Source organism: Pseudomonas entomophila L48, from assembly GCF_000026105.1.
Lineage (GTDB): Bacteria > Pseudomonadota > Gammaproteobacteria > Pseudomonadales > Pseudomonadaceae > Aquipseudomonas > Aquipseudomonas entomophila.
Genome location: NC_008027.1, coordinates 2205083 through 2231106, shown reverse-complemented (window position 1 = coordinate 2231106; position 26024 = coordinate 2205083). Strand labels below are relative to the sequence as shown.

Here is a 26024-nt window from a genome sequence, read left to right as displayed (position 1 = left end):
CCAAGAATTGATAGATCGGCAGATTATCTGCACATCGTACCCTTATAGCATGACCGCATCTTCCCTGGACACGAGATGCGCCCCATGACCAAGACCTTCAAGATCGCCGCCATCCCCGGTGACGGCATCGGCAACGAAGTCCTCCCCGAAGGCATCCGCGTGGTCGAGGCCGCCGCGCGCAAGCACGGCCTCGACCTGCAGATCGAGTACTTCGAATGGGCCAGCTGCGACTACTACCTGGCCCACGGCAAGATGATGCCCGACGACTGGTTCGACCAGCTCAAGGGCTTCGACGCCCTGTACTTCGGCGCCGTCGGCTGGCCAGACAAGGTGCCGGACCACATCTCGCTGTGGGGCTCGCTGCTCAAGTTCCGCCGCGACTTCGACCAGTACGTGAACATCCGCCCGGTGCGCCTGTTCCCCGGCGTACCCTGCCCGCTGGCGAACAAGAAGCCCGGCGACATCGATTTCGTGGTGATCCGCGAGAACACCGAGGGCGAGTACTCGTCCCTGGGCGGGCGCATGTTCGAGAACACCGAAAACGAATTCGTCCTGCAGGAGTCGGTGTTCACCCGCCGCGGCGTGGACCGCATCCTCAAGTACGCCTTCGATGTGGCCCAGACCCGCGAACGCAAGCACGTCACATCGGCGACCAAGTCCAACGGCATGGCCGTGAGCATGCCCTACTGGGACGAGCGCACCGCCGCCATGGCCGCCCACTACCCCGAGATCAGCTGGGACAAGCAGCACATCGACATCCTCTGCGCGCGCTTCGTGCTGCAGCCGGAACGCTTCGACGTGGTGGTGGCTTCCAACCTGTTCGGCGACATTCTCTCCGACCTGGGTCCGGCCTGCGCCGGCACCATCGGCATCGCGCCGTCGGCCAACCTCAACCCCGAGCGCAAGTTCCCGTCGCTGTTCGAGCCGGTGCACGGTTCGGCGCCGGACATCCATGGCAAGAACATCGCCAACCCGATCGCGATGATCTGGTCGGGCGCACTGATGCTCGAGTTCCTTGGCAAGGATGACGGTGATGCGCGCTACCAGGCGGCTCATGACGACATTCTCAAGGCCATCGAAACCGTGATCGCCAATGGCGACACCACCCGCGACATGGGTGGCAGCCGTTCGACTCAGGAAGTGGGCAAGGCGATTGCCGAGTTGCTCGGGGCTTGAGTCGGCGGCGCCCTTTTCGCGGATGAATCCGCTCTTGTAGGAGCGGATTCATCCGCGAAAAGGGCAAAACCAACCATCCGGATTGTCCGACGATCCTATTGCCACCCATCACGATTCCATGCAGAATCTGTAAACCAAAAGATACTTGTTACCCTACAGTTAACAAAAAGGAAAAACCAGCCTCGACACGGACTTCCCAACGCCTGACGCCTACTACAAAAAAAATGCTCCAGGAGACAATTGATGTCCCCCAATAACAAAAAGATCGACGTGTTCCTGATCGCCGTGAGCCTGGTGGCCGTGCTGCTCACCGTGATCGGCCTTGCTGTCTTCCCCGCGCAAGCGGAAAACCTGGCCAACCAGCTGTTCGAAGTGGCCACCCGCACCTTCGGCACCAGCGTCCAGGTGCTGGTGTTCGGCAGCTCCCTGGCCGTGCTGTACCTGGCCTTCAGCAAGTACGGCAACATCCGCCTGGGTGCTGGCAAGCCCGAATACTCCACCACCACCTGGGTGTTCATGTTCATCTGCGCCGGCATGGGCTCCTCGACGCTGTACTGGGGCGTGATGGAGTGGGCCTACTACTATCAGACCCCCGGTCTGAACATCGCCCCGATGTCGGCCAAGGCCCTGGAGTACAGCGTCAGCTACTCGTTCTTCCACTGGGGCATCAGCGCCTGGTCGATCTACGCCCTGGCCTCGCTGGCCATGGCCTATCACTTCCACGTGCGCAAGAAGAGCGGCCTGAACCTGGCCTCGATCATCGAGGCAGTCACCGGCTTCAAGGCCACCGGCCCGGTCGGTCGTGCCGTCGACCTGATCTTCTTGCTGACCATGATGGGCGCGCTGACCGTGTCGCTGGCGCTCACCGCCTCCACGCTCACCCGGGGCCTGTCGGACCTGGCCGGCACGCCCAACACCTTCACCGTGCAATTGCTGGTGATCGGCGCGGTGGCGCTGTTGTTCTCGTTGAGTTCGTACATCGGCATCGACGGCGGCCTGCAGCGCCTGTCGAAGATGGTCTGCGTCGGCGCACTGGTGTTCGCCGCCGTCGTGCTGCTGGTTGGCCCGACCCAGTTCACCCTGAACAACACCGCCAACTCCATCGGCTTGATGCTGCAGCACTACGTGCAGATGAGCCTGTTCACCGACCCGGCCGGCGATGGCGCCTTCACCCGCAACTGGACGGTGTTCTACTGGCTGTGGTGGGTCTCCTACGCTCCGGGCGTGGCCATGTTCGTCGCCCGTGTGTCGCGCGGACGCTTGATCAAGGAAGTGGTGTTCGCCCTGCTGCTGGGCGGTAGCTTCGGCTGCTGGTTCTTCTTCGGCGCGCTGGAAAGCTACAGCATGCATCAGTTCATCAACGGCCAGATCGACGTGCCCAAGTTGCTCGGCACCCTCGGCGGCGAAGCGGCGGTGACCGACCTGCTGCTGGCCCTGCCGTGGGGCACGCTGTTCCTGGCTGCGTACCTGTTCATCATGGCGGTGTTCTGCGCCTCGCACATGGACGCCGCCGCCTACGCCGTGGCCGCTACCAGCACCCGCAACCTGCGCGAGGGCGAGGACCCGAGCCCGACCCTGCGCCTGTTCTGGTGCGTGGTGCTGACCCTGGTACCGCTGGCCATGCTGTTCGCCAAGGCCTCGCTGTCGACCATGAAGACTGCCGTGGTGCTGACCGCGATCCCGTTCATGGTGATCCTGCTGGTGAAGATCTACGGCTTCTTCAAGTGGCTGGCGGCCGACTATGGCCAGGTGCCGGCGTACCGTATCGAGGAAGAGGCCAGCCGCCTGGCGGGTGAGGAACCGCAAGCGCACGCGCCACGCAGCGCGGCGGCGGTGCACTGACGGTCGGTTCGCCGGCAAGCCGGCTCCTACAGGAGTTGGCTTGCCGGCGAGCGACACTTAAAGAAATTTTTTTGCCCTGCTTGTTAACCAATAGATACGCGTTAACCAATAAGAACCGAGATAGAGCCATGAACGATTTCAAACGCCTGCCCGCCGACTTCTGCGCCAACCCCGAAGAGGCCTTCACCCTCCCGGCCAAGTTCTACACCCAGGCCGCGGTGTTCGAGCACGAGAAGGAAGCGATCTTCGCCCGCAGCTGGATCTGCGTCGGCCACCGCAGCGAAGTCGCCGAGAAGAACGCCTACATCACCCGCCAGGTGATCGGCGAAAGCATCATCGTCGTGCGTGGCCGCGACGACGTGCTGCGCGCGTTCTACAACGTCTGCCCGCACCGCGGCCACCAACTGCTCGAAGGCAGCGGCAAGGCCAAGAACGTGATCACCTGCCCGTACCACGCCTGGACCTTCAAGCTCGACGGCGAACTGGCCCACGCGCGCAACTGCGAGAACGTCGCCAACTTCGACAAGGACAATTCCACGCTTGTGCAGTTGCGCGTCGAAGAGTACGCCGGCTTCATCTACATCAACATGGACAACGACGCAGGCTCCGTCGAAGACCAGTTGCCTGGCATGCAAAAGCGCATGCGCGAAGCCTGCGCGGTGATCGACGACCTGCACCTGGCCGCGCGCTTCGTCAGCGACACCCCGGCCAACTGGAAGTCGATCGTCGACAACTACCTGGAATGCTACCACTGCGCCCCGGCCCACCCCGGCTTCTCCGACTCGGTGGACGTCGGCCAGTACAGCCACAGCCTGCACGGTAACTGGACCCTGCAGTACGGCCTGGCCAAGCCCTCGGAGCAGTCGTTCAAGTTCGACGAAACGGTGAAAGACCCGTCCTTCGCCGGCTTCTGGGCCTGGCCGTGCACCATGTTCAACGTGCCGCCAGGGGCCAACTTCATGACCGTGATCTACGAGTTCCCGGTCGATGCCGAGACCACCCTGCAGCACTACGACATCTACTTCCTCAACAAGGACATCACCGAGGAGCAGCACAAGCTGATCGACTGGTACCGCGAGGTGTTCCGCCCCGAGGACCTGCGCCTGGTCGAAAGCGTGCAGAAGGGCTTGAAGTCCCGTGGCTACCGTGGCCAGGGCCGGATCATGGTCGACTCGCAGCGCAGCGGCGTGAGCGAGCACGGCATCGCCCACTTCCACAACCTGATCGCCGTCGCCCACCTGGACGACTGAACACACTACCAGCTCTGCGCCCCGCGCCAGGGCCTGGCGCGGGGCTTCGTTGTCGAGGTACGCCATGGCCAAGCAATACGAAATGTTCAAGGTGCGCGTGACCGGCGTGGAACAGGCCACGCCGCAGATCAAGCGCTTCACCCTGGCCCGCGCCGACGGCGCCGCCCTGCCCGCCTTCAGCGGCGGCAGCCACGTCATCGTGCAGATGCAGTCGGCCTGCGGCAGCCAGTTCAGCAACGCCTACTCATTGATGAGCGACCCGCGCCAGTTACACAGCTACCAGATCGGCGTGCGCCTGGAAGAGCAGTCCAAGGGCGGCTCGGCGTTCATGCACCAGCAGGTCGAGGTGGGCAGCGAACTGACCATCTCCACCCCTAACAACCTGTTCGCCCTCGACCCGAGCGCGGGGCGCCATGTGCTGATTGCCGGTGGTATCGGCATCACCCCGTTCCTGGCGCAGTTGCACGAACTGGAAGGCGGTGATACCCCCTACGAGCTGCATTACGCCTTTCGCGCCCCGGAGCACGGCGCCTTCCAGGGCGACCTGGAACAAGGCCCGCATGCCGGCAATACCCGTTTCTACATCGACAGCCTGGAGCGCAAGCTTGATCTTGCCGCCCTCTGCGCGGGCCTGGCCGATGACGCCCATCTCTATGTATGCGGGCCGAAGCCGCTGATCGATGCGGTGATCGCCACTGCCGCTACGGCTGGTATCGCCGAGCCGCGCGTGCACTGGGAGCAGTTCGCCGCCGCCGCGCCCGCTGCGGGTTCGGCTTTCACCGTGGTGCTGGCGCGCTCCGGCACCGAACTGGAAGTCGAGGAAGGCATGACCATCCTCCAGGCCATCGAGAAGTCCAAGGCCGCCAAGGTCGAGTGCCTGTGCCGCGAAGGTGTGTGCGGTACCTGCGAGACGGCAATCCTCGAAGGCGAGGCCGAGCATTTCGACCAGTACCTGAGCGATGAGGAGAAGGCTTCGCAGCAGACCATGATGCTGTGCGTGTCGCGCGCCAGGACGGCGCGGTTGGTGCTGGATCTCTAAGGGCCAATGCGAACCTGGATGCGCACGCTCCCTGTAGGAGCGGATTCATCCGCGATGCAGACACCACGATGGAGGGCACCGGCCTTGCCGGTGTTCGCCAGCAAGGCTGGCTCCTACAGGTTTACAGCGAGGCGCTGGTACGGCGCGGGCCGAGGCTGTGATAACCGAGCCCCAGCACACAGGTCACCAGCAACAGCAACAGCACCATCAGTTCCCGGCTGTAGCGCGCCACCAGCGCCGGGAAGCCGATCACCTCGCGGTACACCTGGATATCGGCCGTGCCACCGGCATAACGAATGTTGACGCCGCCGTGGCGAACCAGCGAGTAGTCCGAATCGAAATATACCCAGACCTTGCTCTCGCCCAATGCATCGATGGCGGGAATCTCGACGATACCGGTCGGCGCCGGGATCAGTCTGTCGTTGCCGGCATCGTCGCGAACCTGCACCAGCCCCTTGGCCGGCAAGCGGATCTTCACGGCCTTGACCGGCTGCTTGCGGTGGTTGACCAGCTCGATGAGCAACCCGGTGCGGTGGTCCACCAGGCCGGCCTCGAACGGCTTGGCGAACAGCTGCAGGTAAGGCGCCTGGGCCAGCTCGACCAGGCGCTCGACCTGCGGATGGCTCAGTGCACCGTCGCTGACTTCACTGATGCGCGCATGCAAGCGCTCGTACTTGAGCAGTTCGTTGGTTTGACTGATACGTTCGCTGAACTGGCCCGGGTAGGTGAGGTAGGCGTAGGTCAGGCGCGCCTCGAGGCGATCGCCAGTGCGCAGCACCGCGTAAAGCACGGCTGCGATGATGGCGACCACCAACAGGCCCACGAGAGATTTACCGATTTTTTCCCAACTCACCTTGGTGTTTCCTTGTTCTACGGTGTCGATGACCAGCAAAGGCCGGCAAAGGGTGCCAAGAAGCAGATGGCGGAGCAAGGTCTGACGTTACGGGCGGCCTTTGCATCGGTGTTGGCATCCGCCGACGTCGACATTCGCCCGCATCAGATTGCCATCATTCCCCCAGTGACTCAGAATCCTGCTCTCCAACCATGCACGACTGCATGGCCAAGCGTCCGCCAGCCCACGTCAAGGAAGCCGTATCATGATTTCCCGCTTTGCCCCGCACCTGATCGGATTGGCCCTGTGCCTGCAACTTACCGGATGCGCAGAAAACCCTTACAAGGACTTCTATCGCGAAGAAATGGTGAACTCCCAGGATTGGGTAGCCGCATCGCGTGAAGCCCCCGCCCCCATCACCCCCGTGATGCAACGCGTCACTGGCAACATGCAAGACACCTATGCACTCTGGCAGCGCAAGAGCTATCAGGCCTACGGTACCTCGCGATTCAACAGCGCGGGCACCTTCGCCGATACCCTGGCCATTGCCCAGGGCAAGGTGGTCAAGGCCGATGTGGTGCTCATACAACAACCTCAGCATACCGGCACGCTCCAGACATCCAAGGAAGTGATCTCGCCCAGCGTCACCACCGCGCAGATTGGCACCCTGAGCGCAACCAGCTACACGATGGATACCCAGTATGTGCCCGTAACCGAGCAGCGTTTCGACTACCTGGCGGTCTACATGATCAAGGTACCCGTCCTGTTCGGTGTGATGCTGCAGGACCTGACCGACAAGGAGCGCAGCGAGCGTCAGACCAATGTCGGCGTCAAAGCCCGCGTGGTGATAGATGACTCCCCGGCATTCAGGGCCGACCTCATGGTCGACGACATCATCGAACGTTTCGATGGGCAGCCGGTGTCCAATTCCAGGCAGCTGCAGGAGCTGTATGCAGCCAAGGCCGGGCAGCGCGTAAGCATGACCGTCAGCCGCAAAGGCAAGCTCCTGGAAAAAGAAGTCTTGCTCAACCCTGCCAGACGATGATGATCGCCTGACGCCCTGGCGCCGGGTGTTGCGAGATCGACCAGGGGGCCACTCACCCCCGCGCCAGCAACCCCGGCACCGCCACCACCAGCATCGCCACCCCCGACAAAGTCAGCAGCCCCAGCACGATCCGCCGGAACGCCAGCTCGCTGATGCCCAGGTATACCCGGGTGCCGAGCACGGTCGGCAGCACCATCGCCAGCGCCACCACGCCGAACCACGGTAGCAACGCCGTGGTCACCAGCCCGCTGCCCAGGTAGGTGAGCATGGTCACCGCCAGCATCGACAGGTTGAAGTTCTGGATCACCGCGCGCTGGGTGTCGCGTTCAAAACCACGCAGGGTGCACCACAAGGTCGGCACGGTGCCGGTGAAACCGCCGATGCCACCCAGCACGCCACCGACCATGCCCACCGCGCCATCGGCCAGGCGCCCGCCCTGCAGGCGGGGCAGGCGCGGCGCCAGCAACATCAGCGGACACCACAGCACCAGCAGGGTACCGAACACCGCCTTGAACCACAGCATGTCCAGGTGCGGCAGCACCCACACGCCAAGGGGAATCCCTGCCAGGCCACCGAGCACGAACGGCCACAACAGTGGCCAACTGAAGCCCCGGCGCACACTGAACACGGCGATCAGCTGGCCGGTGAGGCTGCCGAACACCGTCAGCACCGCCGCCACCCGGGGCTCCAGGCCCCAGGCCCAGAACGACATGGCCACCATGCCGAAGGCGAAGCCCGACAAGCCCTGGACGAAGCCGGCGACGATGGCCCCGAGGGCGATGAGGTATAGCGGGTCCATGGGTGCTCCCTGCAGGTGATCGTGGGCAGCATTCCCCACCCAGGAGTGGGTGTCCAGCCCCAGGTTTGCGGGGCAGAACGGATCGGTCCTACTTCGCACCGTAGCAACATCTTGAAACATGTACCTTCCAGCCGTTTTCACCTTGGCATAGCCGTTGCTCACCCCTTTGAAACAAGGCACATCGCCACCTTCGCCGGTGGCAGCAGATGCCAGGCTGCACAACACGGGGCACACGGCTATGAAGAAACCAGCAGCGACTTCCACGCACCTGTTCAGGTTGTCCTCTGTCACGGCGCTGTTGCTCGGCCTCGGAGTGGCCTGCGCGGTCGCCAGCGGGCTCGACGATGTGAGTCAGCCACCGCCCACCGACCCGTCGGCCTACAGCGATCCGCCTGCGGACCCAGTGGCTGCGGCTGCAGCGCTGGAGGCCCTGAAGTCGATGCCCGAGGCCAACGAAGGCTCTCTGGAGTTGAACGACGGCGCGTTCGGCACCCGCGCCACGGTCAGCACCGACAATGTGCTGCCCCCCGCGCAGCAGACCTCCAGCCAGTACCCCACCAATGGCAAACCGAGCCCGCTGTTTGGCGCCGAACCGTTCACCCAGCAACTGCTGTTGTTCGAGGAATTCGGCCCGGAGAAGCTCGACCCGGCCACCCCGCCCTATACCCTCACCTTTCCGCTACCCATGACCGGCCCGGCGCCCGCCCAGGACCCGAACAACGTCGCGCGCAGCAGCCCCAACGGCAACGCCCTGGAGGCTTTCCTCACCCAGCCGGGCCTGACCCCCTTCCCGTCGCAGTACGCCAACGTGCTCGACCGTAACCCGTGGAAGGCGCAGATCGAGGTCTTCCTCAACCGCAACTCGGTCGGTTCCCCCGCCGAAGGGCGGCCCCCAGGAAAGGGCTGGTCGCACCAGCGCTGGAACGAGTTCTACCCCCAGGCCGCGTTCAAGACCGCGCAGGCCGGCGCACGCATCAACCAGGGCCTGCGCGACCGCAAGCAGCTGCATGGCTACAGCAAGGGTGAGTTCGGCCCCGGCGGCCTGTACTACCAGACCTCCGACATCCCCACCACCCTGGGCACCACCAAGGGCATCGACACCCGCTTCCACCCGAAAATGCCCTTGCAGGGCCACAAAGCGCTGTGGACCTTCGACGGCACCTTCCCGGTCAAGCTGCTGATGGTGCGTTATGGCCAGCCGCTGCTGATGCGCCACTACAACGCCCTGCCCATCGACCCGTCGGCCAACGCAGGCTTTGGCCTGCACACCATTTCCACCCACGAGCACAACGGCCACTCCCCGGCCGAAAGCGACGGCTTTGCCAACGCCTACTTCTTCCCCGGCCAGTATTACGACTATCGCTGGCCGATCCAGCTGGCCGGCTACGACACCATCAACACCCGCGCCCAGGACCCGCGTGCCGCCTTCCCCTGTTCGCCGGGCGAAACCTTGTTCGTCAACGACGCCTCCCCCGGCCTGAAAACCTGCGAGAACGGCAGCATCAAGATCCGCGGCGACTGGCGCGAAACCATGAGCACCCACTGGTTCCACGACCACATGCTCGATTTCACCGCGCAGAACGTCTACAAGGGCAACGCGGTGATGATGAACTACTACTCGGCCCTGGACCGTGGCAACGAGGCGCTGCAGGACGGCGTCAACCTGCGCCTGCCCAGCGGCAGCGCGATGCCCTGGGGCAACCGCGACTACGACGTCAACCTGGTGGTGGCCGACAAGGCCTGGGACGCCAACGGCCAGTTGTGGTTCAACCCGTTCAACAGCGACGGCTTCCTCGGCGACCAGATCCTGGTCAACTGGCAGTACCAGCCCCGGCTCAAGGTGCGCGCGCGCAGCTACCGCTTCCGCATCCTCAACGGCTCGGTGTCGCGCTACTTCAAGTTCGCCGTGGTGCGTGAGGTCGCCGGCAACAGTGGCGAGTTCAAAGGGCCGTCCGGTTCCAACCTGTCCTATAACCGCGTGCCGTTCCACCTGATCGCCAACGACGGCAACCTGATGGAACACGCCGTACCCTTCGACGGCAGCATGGACCTCAACGGCGACGGTGACCGCCAGGACCACAACGCCATCCTGCCCATGCAGGGCATCGCCGAGCGCTACGACATCATCGTCAACTTCGCCAAGAACGGGATCAAGCCCGGCGACAAGCTGTACTTCGTCAACCTGATGGAACACCAGACCGGCAAGGGCCCGAACAAGGCCATCGCCCTGGCCGACGTGCTGTCGGAGAAGTACAAGGCGGTGATCAAGCAGACCAGCAAGGGCCCGGAATGGGACAAAGGCGACCCCGTGGTCGGCAAGTTCCTGCAACTGCTGGTGCAACCCTACAGCGGCCAGGACCTGAGCATGGACCCGGCCCTGTACGAACCGGCCAAGCCCGGCAAGGCCGCCGGCCTGGTGATGATCCCCCTGCCCCTGGACCCCGGCAGCGCCAGCGACCAGGCCAAGCTCAAGGTGGCGCGCCACCGCGAGTTCGTCTTCGGCCGCTCGGACGGCACCGACAGCGCGCCCTGGACCATCAAGACCGACGGCGGCTTCGGCTACAGCATGGACCCGCGGCGCATCAACGCCGCCCCGCAGCTGGCCAGCGAGGCCACCGATGGCGGCTTCAGCGGCGATGGCACGTTGGAAGTGTGGAAGATCAAGAACGGCGGCAACGGCTGGAGCCACCCGGTGCACGTACACTTCGAGGAAGGGGTGATCCTCAGCCGTGGTGGCAAGGCCCCGCCGGAATGGGAGAAGTGGGCGCGCAAGGACGTCTACCGTATCGGCCCGGACAGCGAGTCGACCGCGGAAGTGGAAATGGCCATTCGCTTCCGCGAGTTCGCCGGCACCTACATGGAGCACTGCCACAACACCCAGCATGAAGACACCTCCATGCTGCTGCGCTGGGACCTGGAGCACCCCGGCCAGTTCCAGCTGATGCCCACGCCCCTGCCTGGCTGGGATGGCGTGGAGTACGTCGACTCCGCCGCCCTGCCGACCTTCCGCACGGCCGCCAGCAGCGACGACAACAGCGCCAACAAGCCGCCCGTGGCGGCCAACGACAGCGCCGCCACCAGCGCCGGCAAACCGATCGTGCTCAACGTGCTGGCCAACGACAGCGACCCCGACGGCAACCTGCCGCTGAGCGTGAGCAGCCTGGCCCAGCCCGACTCCGGCCAGGGCACGGTCAGCAGCAACGGTACCCAGGTGACCTACACCCCGCCGGCCACGGTGGCCAGCCCGTTCACCGCCAGCTTCACCTACGCCGCGCGCGACGCCAAGGGCCTGGAATCGTTGGTGCCGGCCACGGTGAGCGTCGCCGTGACGCCGGCGCTGGCCATGGACGAGATCCAGGTCAGCAGCGCCACTGTGCAGCTGCGCAGCAACAACCGTTGGACCTGGGAGCTGTCCGGCAGCACGTCAGTGACGGCCAACAACAGCATCAGTGTGACCGCCAACACCACCAGCGGCCCGCTGGAACTGGGTGCCGCGACACTCACCACCAGTGGCACGGGCGCGCGCTGGCGGCTGTCGGTGACCACCGTCGGCAGCGGCCCGGCCTCGCCACCGACGGTGACCGTGCGCTCGGCGCTGGGCCAGAGCGTGACCGCGAAGATCAGTATCAAGTGACGCCCTGGCAAGGCCTGCTCCCTGTAGGAGCCGGCCTTGCCGGCGATGGCCTGCGCAGCAGGCCCAATGGCACGCGACAAAGGACGACCACCATGCCCTACCACTGGCGCCTGCTGCTCCCCCTGCTGATCCTCCTCACCCTCCCCGGCGCCCTGCCCCCCACCGGCGCCGACCCCAGCCCCTGGGGCGCCGCCTATTTCCCCAACATCCCGCTGCTCACCCAGGACGGCCGGCAAGTGCACTTCTACGACGACCTGATCAAGGGCAAGGTGGTCGCCATCAACTTCATCTTCACCGGCTGCGGCGACACCTGCCCGGTGGAAACCGCCCGCCTGCGCCAGGTGCAGAAGCTGCTGGGCGAGCGCGTCGGCCAGGACATCTTCTTCTACTCGATCAGCATCGACCCCTACAACGACACCCCCGCCACCCTGAAACGCTACGCCGAGAAATTCGCCATCGGCCCCGGCTGGACCCTGCTCACCGGCGAAGCCGCCGATATCGAGCAACTGCGTCGCAGCCTCGGCCTGTATATCGAAGGGTTGGAGAATGGCCGCAGCAAAGACCACAACCTCAGCCTGATCATCGGCAACCAGGCCACCGGCCGCTGGATGAAGGCATCGCCGTTCGAAAGCCCGTACATCCTCGCCGACCGCCTGGCCAACAGCCTGCACAACTGGAAGACCGCCAGCGCCCAGCGCCGCGATTACACCCAGGCCCCCGAGATCCGCCCACCCAGTGCGGGCGAGCAACTGTTCCGCACCCGCTGTTCGTCCTGCCATACCGTCGGCGAGGCCGAACCCGGCGCCACCCGCAGGATCGGCCCTGACTTGCTCGGGGTGACCCGGCAAAGGGAAGCGCAGTGGCTCGAACGCTGGCTGAAAGAACCGGACCGGATGCTGGCGGAAAACGACCCATTAGCGATGTTGCTGTATCGCCAGTACAACCAACTGGCGATGCCCAACCTGCGGTTGGGGGAGACGGAGGTGGCGGCGTTGCTGGCGTATCTGGAAGAGGAGACCGTGCGGGTGCAGGGGCAGTGAGGTGGCGTAGAGTTTCAATTAAATTGACTGCCCCTTCGTTCTCATCCCGGGAAAACACCGAACATTATTTTTCGCCACAATGCCATAAAGGTGAATAAACAGGAACATGAACGCCAGCCATGTGATAGCTGGATACCTCTCCGAAATCTCTGGCCAGTGGTAGAGAAACAAATAGGTATCCCGCATGGCGATGTCCTCATGCAACAGCATGAGAACAAAATTATACATAACAACAAAGACATTCAGATCCCGCTTTTCGCTTGGTGTGGTCAACAAGCAACGAAGCCATCTCGAGATTGCAAGCCCCACCACAGCCAACACAATGTATAAAATCATCACCTCTCCTCCCGAGCCCCCATCATTCACATCTGAGGTTGCCCACCTTCAGAATTTTCCAAACCATCATTGCAATATACAACATGAGCTTCACACCCAATTTAGCACCCGCTAATTATTGGCCTACCATTTCATCCACAGCCATGCAGACGCCCTTCACTTTTTCCTAAACCATCTTTTGGGCTCCCATTGCACAGGTGTTGCAAAGCTGTGCAACACCATACCCACCAAGCACCACCAACCTGTAGCAGGGTTCTCATACAAAAAATCAGGCCTATGGCCAATAAAAAGCAAGTAAGAGCGCTCCATAATCCTCATATAGTAAGTTATAAAAAACAAATTAAATATTAGACAAGCCCAAAAACTCCACCACCTGAAGTTCTGCCCAGAAAATCTGTACCTGAGTGCATGCGCGGTGACCACACCCATAATCACGCAGCTTCCAAACAACCAGGAGATCATTCCTTTGTCAACTCCACCCAGATCAATTCCCCATTCATGACATTCACCCCAAGCTCAAACGTTACAAGAATCGTCCCCATCTTCTTGTAAGCAGGAACCATATCAGCCCTGACATACCTGTAGAGTCGCCATGCAGAACGACTGACCACGAGCGTGGTCAACCCAAACACCGAAAGAGCGATTTCCATAACCCCATACGCAACATTCCCATGTGACGCTTTCCCACCAAGAGCCTTCGCCATTTCTTGATAGCCCGACCGAAGTGGTCCTACAGTATCGGTTCGCCTTTGAATAATATTCCGGCCATTTTCATAAATTCCATTGATTCCGTGCTGTACAAGCGCAATACCACCCGTAGCACATGCAATCCCTGCGGAAAGTTTGCAGACTGCAACGCCTCCAGCAACTTGCAACACTCCAGCCGCCAAACCTGCAACCAACCTTGAATATTGAAGAGCCTGCTGAGTCAATTCGACATGCTCTTTTTTTATAAGATTCAGCCCTTGCTCCGGCGTTTTCCTCCCCGTCCGAACCTCCTCCACAATGCCCTTCCCGACATACGCCATCTCCTGCGTGAACTGCAGCCGCAACATCCCGTCATCCAAACACCGCGCGGCCACCTCACAGGCATATTGGGTCAGCCGGGCCGCCGCATGGCTCACTTCCCAGAAGTCGTCATCCCACGGGACCTCGTGCTCGCTGCGCGCCGTCATTCCTCACCCCAGGTCGAATAACCGGTGGTCCCCGCCGCATGGTGCACCCAGGAAATCTCCCGATAGCGGATCGCCAGGTGCTCCTGCGGCTCCTGCTCGTTCAGCAGGACGGCATGGGGCATGGCCACGTTCTGCTGGACGATCAGCCCGCCGCCGAGCCTTACCGAGTAGTACCGTTCCTGCAGGCCCGCAGCACTGGTGCGGAAGAAGGTGAGGTCACACTCCACCCGCTCCCTCGAATCGAGCGCCTGCGCCAGCAACGGGGTGGACTTGTCGATGAACTTGGTGAGGTAGACCGGCCGGTGCAGCGCCCGGCTGACGTTGTCGAGGTTGGAAAGGCTGTGATCGAAGGCCAGGACCATGATCTGGTCCCGATGACCCGCCTGGCATTTGTTGCCGATGGAATCCTGGGTGGAACACCCCGCCGAAATCAGGCCCTGAAGCGCGCCCGTGATCGTCATGTAGCCGTGATAAGCCATGCTGCGAACTCCCTGTAAAAAGTTCGCACTGTAAAAACGTAAAACCGTGTTGTATGTCGGACGCGTCCGAAAATACGCCATCGAGAAGTTACCAAGTACGACAGACAACACCGCCCCACTGTGCCAACCCACGCGCTTGACCGCCTTGCACCTCCCGCCCCATGCTCAGCCGCTTCCACCCACGCGCAAGGAACGACCGCATGAAGCTGGAAACTCTCGCCATCCACGCGGGCTTCAGCCCCGACCCGAGCACCCGGGCCGTGGCCGTGCCCATCTACCAGACCACCTCGTTCGCCTTCGACGACACCCAGCATGGCGCCGACCTGTTCGACCTGAAGGTGGCCGGCAATATCTACTCGCGCATCATGAACCCCACCAACGACGTGCTCGAGCAGCGCATGGCCGCCCTCGAGGGCGGAGTCGGCGCGCTGGCCGTGGCCTCTGGCATGGCGGCCATCACCTACGCCCTGCAGACCGTCGCCGAGGCCGGCGACAACATCGTCTCGGTGGCCAAGCTGTACGGCGGTACCTACAACCTGCTGGCCCACACCCTGCCGCGCATGGGCATCACCACCCGCTTCGCCGCCCATGACGACATCGCCGCCCTCGAGGCGTTGATCGACGCACGCACCAAGGCGGTGTTCTGTGAGTCCATCGGCAACCCCGCCGGCAACATCGTCGATATCCAGGCCCTGGCCGACGCCGCCCACCGCCATGGCGTGCCGCTGATCGTCGACAACACCGTCGCCACGCCGATCCTCTGCCGCCCGTTCGAGCACGGCGCCGATATCGTCGTGCACTCGCTGACCAAGTACATCGGCGGCCATGGCACCAGCATCGGCGGCATCGTCATCGACTCGGGCAAGTTCCCCTGGGGTGAAAACAAGGAACGCTTCGCCCTGCTCAACACCCCTGACCCGTCCTACCACGGTGTCACCTACACCGAAGCCTTCGGCCCCGCCGCCTTCATCGGCCGCTGCCGCGTGGTGCCGCTGCGCAACACCGGCGCTGCGCTGTCGCCGTTCAATGCCTTCCTGATCCTGCAAGGCCTGGAAACGCTGGCCCTGCGCATGGAGCGCCACACCGAGAACGCGCTCAAGGTCGCCCGTTACCTGCAACAACACGACCAGGTGGCCTGGGTGAAGTACGCCGGCCTGCCCGACCACCCCGAGCATGAGCTGGCCCGGCGCTACACCGGCGGCAAGCCGGCGTCGATCCTGTCGTTCGGCATCAAGGGCGGCCAGGCGGCCGGGGCGCGCTTCATCGATGCGCTGCAGCTGGTGGTGCGCCTGGTGAACATCGGCGACGCCAAGTCGCTGGCCTGCCACCCCGCCTCCACCACCCACCGCCAGCTCAACGACGAAGAGCTGGAAAAGGCCGGGGTGCCACGGGACATGGTGCGCCTGTCGATCGGCATCGAGCACAGCGACGACATCATCGCCGACCTCGCGCAGGCGCTGGAGGCCAGCCGCGGTTGAGTCACCCGCGCCCCACCCAATGCCAACGGCGGGCGCACACCTTGCAAATCCGGACCTTCGTGCAATGACCCTCTTCTACCTGAAACTCCTCGTCACCCCGCTGTTGATGTGGGCCATCTCCCTTGCCTCGCGGCGCTGGGGTGGCCTGCTGGGTGGGTTGCTGTCCGGGCTGCCGATCACCTCGGCCCTGGTGATGACCTTCCTGTGCCTGGAGCAAGGCACGGGCTTCGCCCTGGGCGCGGTGCCCGGCGCGCTGGGCGGTTTGGCGGCCGTGCAGGCCACCTACACGTTCTACCTGTTCGCCACGCGCAAGGTCGGCATTGCCCCGGCGGTGGCATTGGCAATCCTGTTCTACGGGCTGGCGGCCTACGCCTTTACCCACTGGGGCAGCCTGTACCTGTCGATTGCGGTGGCGTTGCTGCTGATTGCCGTGCTGATCCGCGCCAGTGGTCGCGAGCCCACACCCGATACGCTCGCCCGCCCCCGACACCGGTACTGGGAGATTCCCCTGCGGATGGTGTCCGCCACCTCGCTGCTGATGATCACCACCAGCCTGGCCAGCTGGCTGGGCCCGGCGACCAGCGGCATGCTGGCGCCGATCCCGGTGATTGCCTGGCCGCTGGTGGTGTTCGCCCATGTGCAGGGCGGGCGCGCCGGGATGGCGGCGATGGTGCGGGGCAATGCCATCGGGGCGGTGGGGGTGATTGCGTTCTACCTGGCGATGGCGGGGTTGCTGGAGCGGCTGGGGGTGGCCGTGACCATCAGCCTGGCCATGGGGCTGGCGGTAGTGCTGACTGTCGGGCTGGCGGCGCTGTCACGCAAGAAACAGCGCCCTCTGTAGGAGCGGCTTCAGCCGCGATGCCGACAACGCGCTGCCTGGCACCCGCTGCGCGGGTGATCACGGCTGAAGCCGCTCCTACGGAGGTTTTGCCAAATCAATGGGAGATGGCCCGCCCCAACAATCGGTGATGGCAAACTGGCATTCCGGCAAACCTCGACAATACTGGCTCGTCACATGGATTTCCTTGCCCACACACAACAAAAGGGAATTTGCGATGAGCCACAACCACCCCCTGGACGTCGCCATCATCGGCGGCGGTGTCTCCGGTACCTACAGCGCCTGGCGCCTGCAACAGGCCCACGGCACCCACCAACGCATCCAGCTCTTCGAATACGGTGATCGCATCGGCGGGCGCCTGTTCAGCATCAACCTGCCCGGCCTGCCCAACGTGGTCGCCGAGGTTGGCGGCATGCGCTACATGCCCGGGGCCGACGGCCATGTGATGGTCGACACCCTGGTGCAGCACCTGGGCCTGCCGAGCAAAGACTTCCCCATGGGCAACGAGCAGGACCAGATCGGCGCCAAGGACAACCTGTTCTACCTGCGCGGCCAGCGCTTCCGTTTCCGCGACTTCGTCGAGGCGCCGCACAAGATCCCCTACGACCTGGGCTGGACCGAACGCGGCTACAACCCCGAAGACCTCCAGGTCAACGTGATGAACAGCATCTACCCCGGCTTCGACAAGCTGAGCCTGGCCGAGCAGATGCAAGTGCAGGTGTTCGGCAAGCCGATCTGGCGCTACGGCTTCTGGGACTTGCTCTACCGCGTGCTGAGCAACGAGGGCTACCAGTTCATGAAGGACGCCGGCGGCTATGACGCCAACGTCGCCAACGCCAGTGCCGTGACCCAGCTGCCCGCTACCGAATACAGCGACGCCACCGAGTTCCGCACGCTCAAGGATGGCTTCCAGAGCCTGCCGCTGACCCTCGCCCAGCGCTTCGTCGAGCACGCCGGCGGGCTGGTGCCCGGCGACCAGCGCATCCAGATGAACCGCCGCCTGGCCGCCCTGAGCTACAGCGGCAACAGCGAATACCCCTACCGCTTGCACCTGCGCCACACCGAGACCATCAACGGCAAGACCCACGACCTCGAAGGCGAGGACATCGTGGAGGCCCGCCAGGTGATCCTCGCCCTGCCGCGTCGCTCGCTGGAGCTGATCGACTCGCCGCTGTTCGACGACCCCTGGCTCAAGGACAACCTGAAGTCGGTGCTGGTGCAGTCGGCGTTCAAGCTGTTCCTGGCCTACGAGCAACCCTGGTGGCGCAACCTCGGCCTGGTCGCCGGGCGTTCGGTCACCGACCTGCCGATCCGCCAGTGCTACTACATGGGCACCGAGTGCGATCAGCCGGGCGGCGAGCAGACCTTCAACTCGCTGCTGATGGCCTCCTACAACGACATCGGCACCGTACCGTTCTGGAAAGGCCTGGAAGACGGCCCCGAGTTCGTCGGCTACACCCCGCGCAGCCTCGAAGGCCGCATCGCCAACGACGCGGTGGTGCCGCGCACGCAGTTCCAGATCAGTGACGAGATGGTGCGCATCGCCCAGCGCCAGGTCACCCAGCTGCATGCACAGGTGGAGCTGCCGGCACCGTATTCGGCCGTCTACCACGCCTGGGACGCCGACCCGTACGGCGGTGGCTGGCACGAGTGGAAGGCCAACTACCGCGTGGACCTGATCATCCAGAAGATGCGCCACCCGGTGAAAGACCAGCAGGTGTTCATCGTCGGCGAGGCCTACTCCTACGGCCAGGGCTGGGTCGAAGGCGCGCTGACCACCGCCGAGTCCGCCCTGCAAGAGTTCTTCGAGCTGCCGCGCCCAAGCTGGCTGCCGGCCAGCTACCAACTGCTGCCGACTCCGGCACCGGAGGAAATCGACTACAGCAAGCCGCCCATGCCCGCACATCCTGCGCAAGTACTCGACGGCATCACCCAGAACATCTGTGCGGGGATCAAGCCATGACGAAATTCACCGTGGCCGACTACCTGCTCACCCGGCTCAAGCAACTCGGCCTGGAGAAGGTGTTCCAGGTGCCTGGGGACTATTGCTCGAACTTCATGAGCGCACTGGAGGCCTTCGACGGTATCGACGCCGTGGGCGAAATCTACGAGATGGGCGCCGCCTACAGCGCCGATGGCTACGCCCGGGTACATGGCCTGGGTGCCGTGTCGCTGCAATATGGCGTAGGCACCTTCAGCGCGGTGAACGCCATCGCCGGCGCGTTTGTGGAGCGCAACCCGGTGGTGGTGATTTCCGCGAGCCCCTCGACCAAAGACCGCCTCAAGGCCAACAGCCAGAACGTGCTGTTCCACCACTCCACCGGCGACTTCGAGGCCGACCGCAACGTGCTGGAACAAGTGACCGTGGCCTGCGAGATTCTGTCCGACCCGCACCGCGCACCCTGGCAGATCGACAACGCCCTGATCGCCGCACTCACCCATCGCCAACCCATTTATCTGGAGGCCTACCAGGACATCTGGGGCGAAGCAGTCAGCCGGCCCCACGGCCAGCTGACCCCGGCCCCGCGCCCGTCCAACCCGCAGGCCCTGCAGGAATTGGTCGACGCCACTGTTGAGCGCCTGGCCACGGCGCGCCAGCCACTGGTACTGCTGGGCGTGGAGGTGATCCGCTATGGCCTGCAGGATGCCGTGCAACGCCTGATCGACAGTTGCGGCCTGCCCTTCTCTACCACCCTCGACGCCAAGACCGTGCTCGACGAAAGCCAGGCGCCGTTCATCGGCACCTACGCCGGCCCCGCCTCGCGCCCGGAAACCTCGGCGCAGGTGGATACTTGCGACTGCATCCTGGCCATCGGCGTGATCTTCACCGACGACTACCTCGACCTGTTGAACGCGCGCTACGGCCAGATCGTCCAGGTGAACTGCGAGCTGGCCCGCGCTGGCGACGACAACTACCCCAACGTGCGCCTGCCGGACTACGTCGACGCGCTGCTCAAGGCCCTGAAGGTGGACACCCAGTTCCCCCGCCAGGGCATGGCCCTCGCCGCCTCGCGCCCGCTGCTGGGCAGCGGCGCGGTACCCTGCGCGCTGAGCTACGCGAGCTTCTTCGACAGCCTGGTGAGCTTCGCCCAGGAACACCGGCTGTGGCAAAGCAGCACGCTGATCCTGGGTGAAAGCTCGTCGCTGTACGTGGCCAGCAACATCAACGGCATGCCCCGCGGCAGCTTCATCTCCGACGCCATCTGGGGCTCGCTCGGCCACGAGACCGGCTGCGCCCTGGGCGTGGCGCTGGGCAGCGGCCGCCGCCCGGTGGTGGTGGCCGGCGACGGCGGCTTCATGATGGTCAGCCAGTCGCTGGCGGCGTTGGCACGCAACCAGGTCAATGCCGTGGTGTTCGTGATGAGCAACCAGGTGTACGCGATCGAGCAGGCGTTCGTCGATCCCAAGGCGTTTACCCCAGGCGGTGAGTTCGCGCCGTTCGATACCCTGCCCGCGCTGGACTACACGGCACTGGCCACAGGCTATGGCGCGTTGGGGTACCGGGTGGAAACAGTGGACCAACTGGAGCAGTTGCTGCCGCAGTTGCTGGTGGTCGTGGGCCGGCCGGTGCTGGTGGAGGTGAAGATCGCCGAGAAGGACCTGGCCGAGCAGATCAAGCGACTGGCGACGGTGAGCTAGCCCTTTGCGATTGACCTGAAAAGCCGCTTTCACAACGATGAAAGCGGCTTTTCATCACGGCGGAGTAAGTGGCCAGGGGCTGCTCATGCCTTGGCCGTTTTCTTCCAGGCAGCTTCCTTCATGGCCAGCGCCTGCTCCACTGACTCCGCAAGCTCAATCACAGCCTGGACAGCAGCATCGTCATCAACCCGCATTTCGGCCGGCAAACGATGGTAGTCGTAGGGTTCGTCCTGCTTGAAGATGCCTGCCAGGTGCGCATTCACCCTGAAGATCACATGCAGCGTGCGCCAACACACCGAGGGCTCTAACCCTTTACCCTCTGCCACGCTGCCCTTGGGGCGTTTCTCTCCACCGACCCAGAGATACGGCACAAACTCCAGAACGATATCCGCGAAGCAAGATTGGGCTTTCTCGTATGCAGCATCCTGGAACAAGACCCTCCACCGAGGAATGTCGGTGAAATTGAACGAGCAGAGCACGGGCCGGAATAGACGCTCACTGACATCGACATCTGCCAAACTCCCCGGCAGCGCCTTGTAGAACTTCTTGAAAACCTCGATCAAATACCCAGCATTGCCCGAAACCACATCAATGAATCGGGCGACCACAAAACCTTCCCCCTCCTTGCTCAGCGCGGGAATACAGAACAGGTCCCCAGGGGCAATACTTTTATTCACTCGCTTCATCTCTGCATCCTTAATGCCCACACTGAAGGGCTCCCTGCTTGGCCTTTTCATACTCCGCGATATGCGAGAGCCCGCGCTCGTCAGTTCTGGACTTATCAATTGGCTGGATGACGTTCCCGGGAAAACCCGTTTTAGTCTCATACTTCTCGACATAGAACTGTTCCTTCCCCTTCGCCTGGGTGTAGGTCAAGTCACTCTCGATGACCCTCAGCTCCCCTTTGCCAAGCCGTTGATTCTGCCTGTGCTGCTGCTCTCGGTCGACGGGGTCCTGAACCGTATGCCCCACATAGAATGGCTCCTTCTGACCTGGGTTATACAGGCCATAGACCGAGTATCCCGGTCTGTGCAAAGGAGTGGGCTCAAGGCCCAGGGAGTCATACCAATAGATGGGGTTGGGGGTGTAGGCAAAGAGGTTCAACCCACCTGCGTAGCTGATTGGGTCCTGGCTGATAAACCGACCCGCGTTAGGATCATAGTACCGATAGCGATTGTAATGCAGCCCGGTCTCATGGTCGTGGTACTGCCCCTGGAAGCGAATCGGGTTGTTCAGGCCATTCTGTTTGGCCCACTCCGAACGGGCTTCCTTGATCTCCCCCCACGCCCTGTACTGCGCCGTCCACGCCAATTCGCCATTGTGGTCGGTCAGTTCCATCGGCGTGCCGAGGTGGTCGCACTGGTACCAGGCAATGGCGTCGATCGGCTGTGGTTTGACCTCGTGCTGCCACAGCGGGTCCTGATCGAAATCGTATTCCCGGTCGCTCCAGTCCGGTTGGCGTAGCAAGCGGATCGGCTGCTTGCGTATAGCCTGGGCAACCGGCACGAAACTGCCCGGTTCGTACAGGTAATGCACGGTGCGCCCGGTTTCACCCTCGTCCTGCGGCGGCGAGCTTTCCAAGGCGAGATTGTCGCCATCCCAACCATACAAGCTGTAACCGCAACCCAGTTCGCGCTGGCGCTTGGCCCGCTGCATCTGGTTCCAGCCACTGCCGGCCCGCGGATCATCCTGGTGATGCGCGGTGGAGTGCTTGTGCAGACGGCGGCCCAAGGCATCGTAGCTGTACACCACCGTGAGCCTGTCATCGTCATAACGCGTCAGGCGGTCGAACAGGTCCCAGGCCAGGTGGGCCTTGTCGCCGTTGTGCAGGCGATAGATCAGGTTGCCACGGTCGTCGTACTGGTAATGGGTCCCGGCGTATTCACGCAGCAGGTTGTCCATCAGCTTGTTGCGCCGCGGATCGCTTTCCAGCGGACGATTGAGTTCCTGGGTCTTGTCATCCAGCAGGTTGCCGGCCGGGTCGAAAGCAAAGGTCTCCACGCCAAGGCGGCTGGTGGCTTGCAGCAAGCGGCCAACGGGATCGTACTGATAGGCCAGGAGGCCACGGCGGGTGTCGTGGATATCGGTCAGCTGGCCCACGGCATCGTATTGGTATTGGCGCTTGAGCAAGGTGGACTGACCATCATGGCTGCCCAGCAGTTGCTCTTGCAGGCGCCCCGCCGGGTCCCAGGCCTGGGTTTGCATCAGCTGGTTGCCCTGATGGCGCACTACTTCACGGTGCAGGTCATCGCGCTCGTAGGCGAGCAATTCATGCTGGTCGAGGGTCATGCCGAGCACGTGGCCGCTGCCGTAGGTGAGCACGCTGACCTTGTGACCATCCGGGCGGATCGTCGCTGTGCGCAGGTTCAGTGCGTCGTACTCGTGCTGCCACACCGCAACCATCGGCACCTCGGTACCGAGGTAGTACTGGTGCTCGCGGGTCAGGTTGCCCGCCTCATCATGGAACCATTGCAGCTTGCTGGCCGCGTTGACCGCCTGGATCAGGTTGCCGTTGCCGTCGTAAGCGAAGGTCTCCTCCTGACGTTGGTCACCCAAGCTGGCCGCACGTGAAATCAGACGCCCCACCGGGTCGAAGGTGATATCGATGCGGCGCTGACCGACCTGGGTGCTGGCCAGCCGGCCCGTATCAGGATCGTACTGGTAACGCGTCACCAAGCCATCGAAGCCTTGCTCTTGCAGCAAGCGCCCGACCGGGTCATAGAGGAAGTTGGCCTTGCTCTCGTTCTCGTTTTCCAGGCCGATCAGGCGGCCCAGTTTGTCCCAGCGATAACGCAGCGTGTGTTCATTGGCATCCACCCGCTCGGCGAGCAGGCCCACAGCGTTGTAGGCCCAGGTGGTGCAACGGTCCAACGCGTCGACGTGAGCCAGCAGACGACCTTCAGCATCGCGCTCGAAACGCTCTTCAGTGGCGTCCGGGTGGATGACTTTTGCCAGTTGGCCGGTTTTGTACTCGTAAGCTGTCTTATTACCCGCCGCATCGGTGAACAGCACCAACTGACCGAAGGCGTCGTATGCCCATTGACTGGTCTTGCCCGAGCAGTCGGTGTACTCGATCAGCTGATCCGCCGCGTTGTAGGCCAGCTTTTTCTCGTTACCGTTGGCGTCCTTGATCGCCTTGACCAGCCCAGACGGTGTGTAGGCGAACTCGGTCTTGTTGCCTAACGGGTCGGTGGTCTCGACCAGGTTGCCCTTCTGGTCATAGTCCCGCAGCCACAAGCCGCCTTCGGCGTCGCGGATCTTGATCGGACGGCGACGGTCGTCATAAGCGATATGGACCTGGCTGTGATCGGCGCGGATATGGCGAATGACACTGCCTTGTTCGTCATAGTCGTAGCGGTCCTCACTGCCGTCGGCGTGTACATGGCGCACCACGCTCTTGCGCTCGTCACGGAAAATCCACTCCGAGCGCTCGTCCGGATGCCGCACACGGTACAGGTGGCCAAGGATGTCGTAGTAGTACCAGGTCTCCTGGCCGTGGGCGTCGGTGACGTAGGTGAGGCGAATGTTCTCGTCCCATTCCAGGCGCGTATCGTAACTGCCATCATCGGCCCACTCGCGAATCGCCTTGGCATCGAATGCACTGCCATCCCACTGCAGGTTCATCCCACGACCGGTACGGTCGGTGTAACGGGTCACCAAGTGATTCTGGTACTGGTAGTGCCAGGCGGCGCCATGCTCGTCCTGGGTGGCGACCAAATCCCCCTGATCATCGTAGTGGTAGGCACACAGCTGACGCAGTGGCTGACCATCGCGCATTTCCCACAGGCCGGTAATATGGCCCTGTTCGTCGATCAGCGTGCCCAGGTGGCGCAGGACGTCTTTCACATCGCCCTGGAAGGTGATGATGTCCGACAGCACTGGACGCCCTTCGTGGTGATGCTCGTAGTGCAGCATGCAGCCGGCGTCGTTCTGCAGCAGGATCTTGCGCAGGTAGTAACGGTCGCCCACGCGCAGGTAATACTCCTTGCGCACGAAGCCACGGCAGATCACCAGCTCATCGTCGCTGCTGCGTACCAGCAGCAAGTCCTCGATGGCGTTGAACAGCGACTTGCCTACTTGGGGCAGTTCAAATTCATGGCTACGGCCATCGTAGTCATGGAACAGCAAGCCTTTGCCAAGCACATCAATACGCGTGGTGAACTCATTGACCCAGCGGGCGCCAAGGCTGCCCAGGTCATAATTCGCCTGCCGCGAGTGGTAGAAGCGCTGCCAGTGAATGGGAAATGCGCCAGGCAGGCTGAAATCAGCGTGGATAATGAACTCCGACCCCAGGGCAAAGCTGATGCTGCGCCCTGTAGTCGACTTGGGTATCGAGGGTAGCGCAGGCCGCTTTCTTTTATCGCAGGGACAAGGCGTCTGGATCGCCTTGGCCTGAGTACTGATAGCCGCCAACTCCCCCTTGCCCTTCTCCCGCGCCACCTGCGTGGTCGCCCCCGGCTTGCTCACACCTGGTTGCCCGTTCCTGTTGCGTTTGCGGAACCCCTTCACCGCCCCGCCCAGCACCGTCAGCATCCAGCCGATGCTCATCTGCGCTGCCGGGTCGGCCAGCTTGGCGAACTGCCGGGCCATCTCCGGCCCCAGGGCGCGCAGCTGGCTGGTGTTGGCCAATACCTTGGCTTTGATCTGATCCGGCAACAGCTTGCTGGTGGTGCTGTTGGCCAGCCCCTTGCCGGCGGCCTTGTAGGCACTGTGCACGGCACCGAAGAAGTTGCTGAAGGCGGCCTTTGGGTCGTTGAGCAACTTGTCGGCGGCGGCGGACATCTGCTGCCTCGCGGCAGCGCGGTCACCCTTGGCGTCGAGCTGGCCCTTGACCACTTTCTCAAGGCCGATGGCGATCTCATTAGTCATTTTGGTGCCTAGTGCGCCAGCGTCGGCCAGAATGCCGGCGATCTTCGGCTGGGCCTTGGCCACGAAGTCGTCGATGGTCCCGGCAATGGTGGCATTGAGATGGCCGATCAGCACCTGGATCAGCGAGTCACCCAACAGCATTTTGGCGCTGTTGCGCAGTTCCTGGCGCACCAGGGACAGGGTTGGGCGCAGGCTCATGCGCGCTGCGGCCATGGTCGGCGGCGCCGGTAGCACGCCGATCAGATTGATGCCCAAGCTGACCCAGTCGAGCAGTTGGCGGTTCTTGCTCTTGACCAGGGTGACCACGTCTCCCAGGGCATCGACCAGTGCCATGATGTTGCCCACCACCGGCAGCGCGCCAGCCACGGTCTTGACCCGTTCGAGGGTGACATAGCCGCCGCTGGCCGACTGCAGCCAGGCGTCAAAGGCGGCGGCGCCACGGCCAACGTCCTTGAGATCGATAGTGTTGAGCGGGGCGACGGCGACCTGCGGTTCGCGCTTCCTGGCGGACTCGGTCATCCCGGCACCTCATGGCGCAGGCTCGAGCGGTTAC

General features: G+C 63.2%; 18 protein-coding genes. 11 read left to right on the top strand and 7 right to left on the bottom strand.

Features of this window, described 5'->3' with window-relative positions:
• The first annotated feature begins 84 nt into the window (after positions 1-84).
• From PSEEN_RS09920 to PSEEN_RS09905, 4 genes are all read left to right on the top strand, one after another.
• Complete coding sequence (locus tag PSEEN_RS09920) at positions 85-1176, top strand: tartrate dehydrogenase (RefSeq protein ID WP_011533362.1); 1092 nt, start codon at positions 85-87, stop codon at positions 1174-1176.
• A 243-nt stretch (positions 1177-1419) separates the two neighbouring features.
• Positions 1420-3018 carry a BCCT family transporter gene (locus PSEEN_RS09915; protein WP_044487958.1) on the top strand — a complete coding sequence of 533 codons (1599 nt, stop codon included), beginning with the start codon at positions 1420-1422 and terminating at the stop codon, positions 3016-3018.
• 128 nt (positions 3019-3146) lie between these two features.
• Positions 3147-4268 (top strand): aromatic ring-hydroxylating oxygenase subunit alpha, encoded by a 1122-nt coding sequence (locus PSEEN_RS09910; protein ID WP_011533360.1) that lies wholly within the window; start codon positions 3147-3149, stop codon positions 4266-4268.
• Between the two features lie 64 nt (positions 4269-4332).
• Complete coding sequence (locus tag PSEEN_RS09905) at positions 4333-5307, top strand: PDR/VanB family oxidoreductase (RefSeq protein WP_011533359.1); 975 nt, start codon at positions 4333-4335, stop codon at positions 5305-5307.
• Positions 5308-5428: 121 nt separating this feature from the next.
• On the opposite strand, the gene PSEEN_RS09900 is transcribed toward PSEEN_RS09905, so the two are convergent.
• The gene (locus PSEEN_RS09900) at positions 5429-6160 is read right to left on the bottom strand and encodes a hypothetical protein (RefSeq protein WP_011533358.1); all 732 of its coding nucleotides are present in this window, start codon (positions 6158-6160) and stop codon (positions 5429-5431) included.
• 244 nt (positions 6161-6404) lie between these two features.
• On the opposite strand from PSEEN_RS09900, the gene PSEEN_RS25790 reads away from it, so the two are divergent.
• On the top strand, positions 6405-7184 hold the full coding sequence (locus PSEEN_RS25790; protein WP_011533357.1) for a PDZ domain-containing protein: 780 nt from the start codon (positions 6405-6407) through the stop codon (positions 7182-7184).
• Between the two features lie 52 nt (positions 7185-7236).
• On the opposite strand, the gene PSEEN_RS09890 is transcribed toward PSEEN_RS25790, so the two are convergent.
• On the bottom strand, positions 7237-7983 hold the full coding sequence (locus PSEEN_RS09890) for a sulfite exporter TauE/SafE family protein (RefSeq protein WP_011533356.1): 747 nt from the start codon (positions 7981-7983) through the stop codon (positions 7237-7239).
• A gap of 238 nt (positions 7984-8221) precedes the next feature.
• Between PSEEN_RS09890 and PSEEN_RS09885 the strand changes: the two genes are divergently transcribed.
• On the top strand, positions 8222-11617 hold the full coding sequence (locus PSEEN_RS09885) for an Ig-like domain-containing protein (protein ID WP_011533355.1): 3396 nt from the start codon (positions 8222-8224) through the stop codon (positions 11615-11617).
• 92 nt (positions 11618-11709) lie between these two features.
• Positions 11710-12657 (top strand): SCO family protein, encoded by a 948-nt coding sequence (locus PSEEN_RS09880; protein WP_011533354.1) that lies wholly within the window; start codon positions 11710-11712, stop codon positions 12655-12657.
• Between the two features lie 18 nt (positions 12658-12675).
• Here the strand turns inward: PSEEN_RS09880 and PSEEN_RS09875 are convergent, their stop codons facing one another.
• The 3 genes from PSEEN_RS09875 to PSEEN_RS09865 all read right to left on the bottom strand — a co-directional run bounded on the left by PSEEN_RS09875 (position 12676) and on the right by PSEEN_RS09865 (position 14647).
• A complete protein-coding gene (locus PSEEN_RS09875; protein WP_044487953.1) occupies positions 12676-12993 on the bottom strand; it encodes a hypothetical protein in 318 nt (105 codons plus the stop codon).
• A gap of 458 nt (positions 12994-13451) precedes the next feature.
• Positions 13452-14168, bottom strand: a complete 717-nt coding sequence (locus tag PSEEN_RS09870; protein ID WP_044487951.1) for a DUF4225 domain-containing protein — start codon at positions 14166-14168, stop codon at positions 13452-13454.
• Positions 14165-14647, bottom strand: a complete 483-nt coding sequence (locus PSEEN_RS09865; protein ID WP_011533351.1) for an Hcp family type VI secretion system effector — start codon at positions 14645-14647, stop codon at positions 14165-14167. The genes PSEEN_RS09870 and PSEEN_RS09865 overlap by 4 nt, the downstream gene beginning before the upstream one ends.
• 200 nt (positions 14648-14847) lie before the next feature.
• Between PSEEN_RS09865 and PSEEN_RS09860 the strand changes: the two genes are divergently transcribed.
• The 4 genes from PSEEN_RS09860 to PSEEN_RS09845 all read left to right on the top strand — a co-directional run bounded on the left by PSEEN_RS09860 (position 14848) and on the right by PSEEN_RS09845 (position 20602).
• Positions 14848-16125 carry a bifunctional O-acetylhomoserine aminocarboxypropyltransferase/cysteine synthase gene (locus PSEEN_RS09860; RefSeq protein ID WP_011533350.1) on the top strand — a complete coding sequence of 426 codons (1278 nt, stop codon included), beginning with the start codon at positions 14848-14850 and terminating at the stop codon, positions 16123-16125.
• A 64-nt stretch (positions 16126-16189) separates the two neighbouring features.
• Positions 16190-16966: a hypothetical protein gene (locus PSEEN_RS09855; protein WP_044487949.1), complete on the top strand. Its 777-nt coding sequence runs from the start codon at positions 16190-16192 to the stop codon at positions 16964-16966.
• 214 nt (positions 16967-17180) lie between these two features.
• Entirely contained in the window at positions 17181-18926 is a 1746-nt protein-coding gene (locus tag PSEEN_RS09850) for a flavin monoamine oxidase family protein (protein WP_044487947.1), read from the top strand.
• The gene (locus PSEEN_RS09845) at positions 18923-20602 is read left to right on the top strand and encodes an alpha-keto acid decarboxylase family protein (RefSeq protein WP_044487944.1); all 1680 of its coding nucleotides are present in this window, start codon (positions 18923-18925) and stop codon (positions 20600-20602) included. The genes PSEEN_RS09850 and PSEEN_RS09845 overlap by 4 nt, the downstream gene beginning before the upstream one ends.
• Positions 20603-20685: 83 nt before the next feature.
• On the opposite strand, the gene PSEEN_RS09840 is transcribed toward PSEEN_RS09845, so the two are convergent.
• A complete protein-coding gene (locus tag PSEEN_RS09840; protein ID WP_011533346.1) occupies positions 20686-21288 on the bottom strand; it encodes a hypothetical protein in 603 nt (200 codons plus the stop codon).
• Positions 21289-21298: 10 nt separating this feature from the next.
• The gene (locus tag PSEEN_RS09835) at positions 21299-25990 is read right to left on the bottom strand and encodes an RHS repeat-associated core domain-containing protein (RefSeq protein WP_011533345.1); all 4692 of its coding nucleotides are present in this window, start codon (positions 25988-25990) and stop codon (positions 21299-21301) included.
• Between the last annotated feature and the right edge of the window lie 34 nt (positions 25991-26024).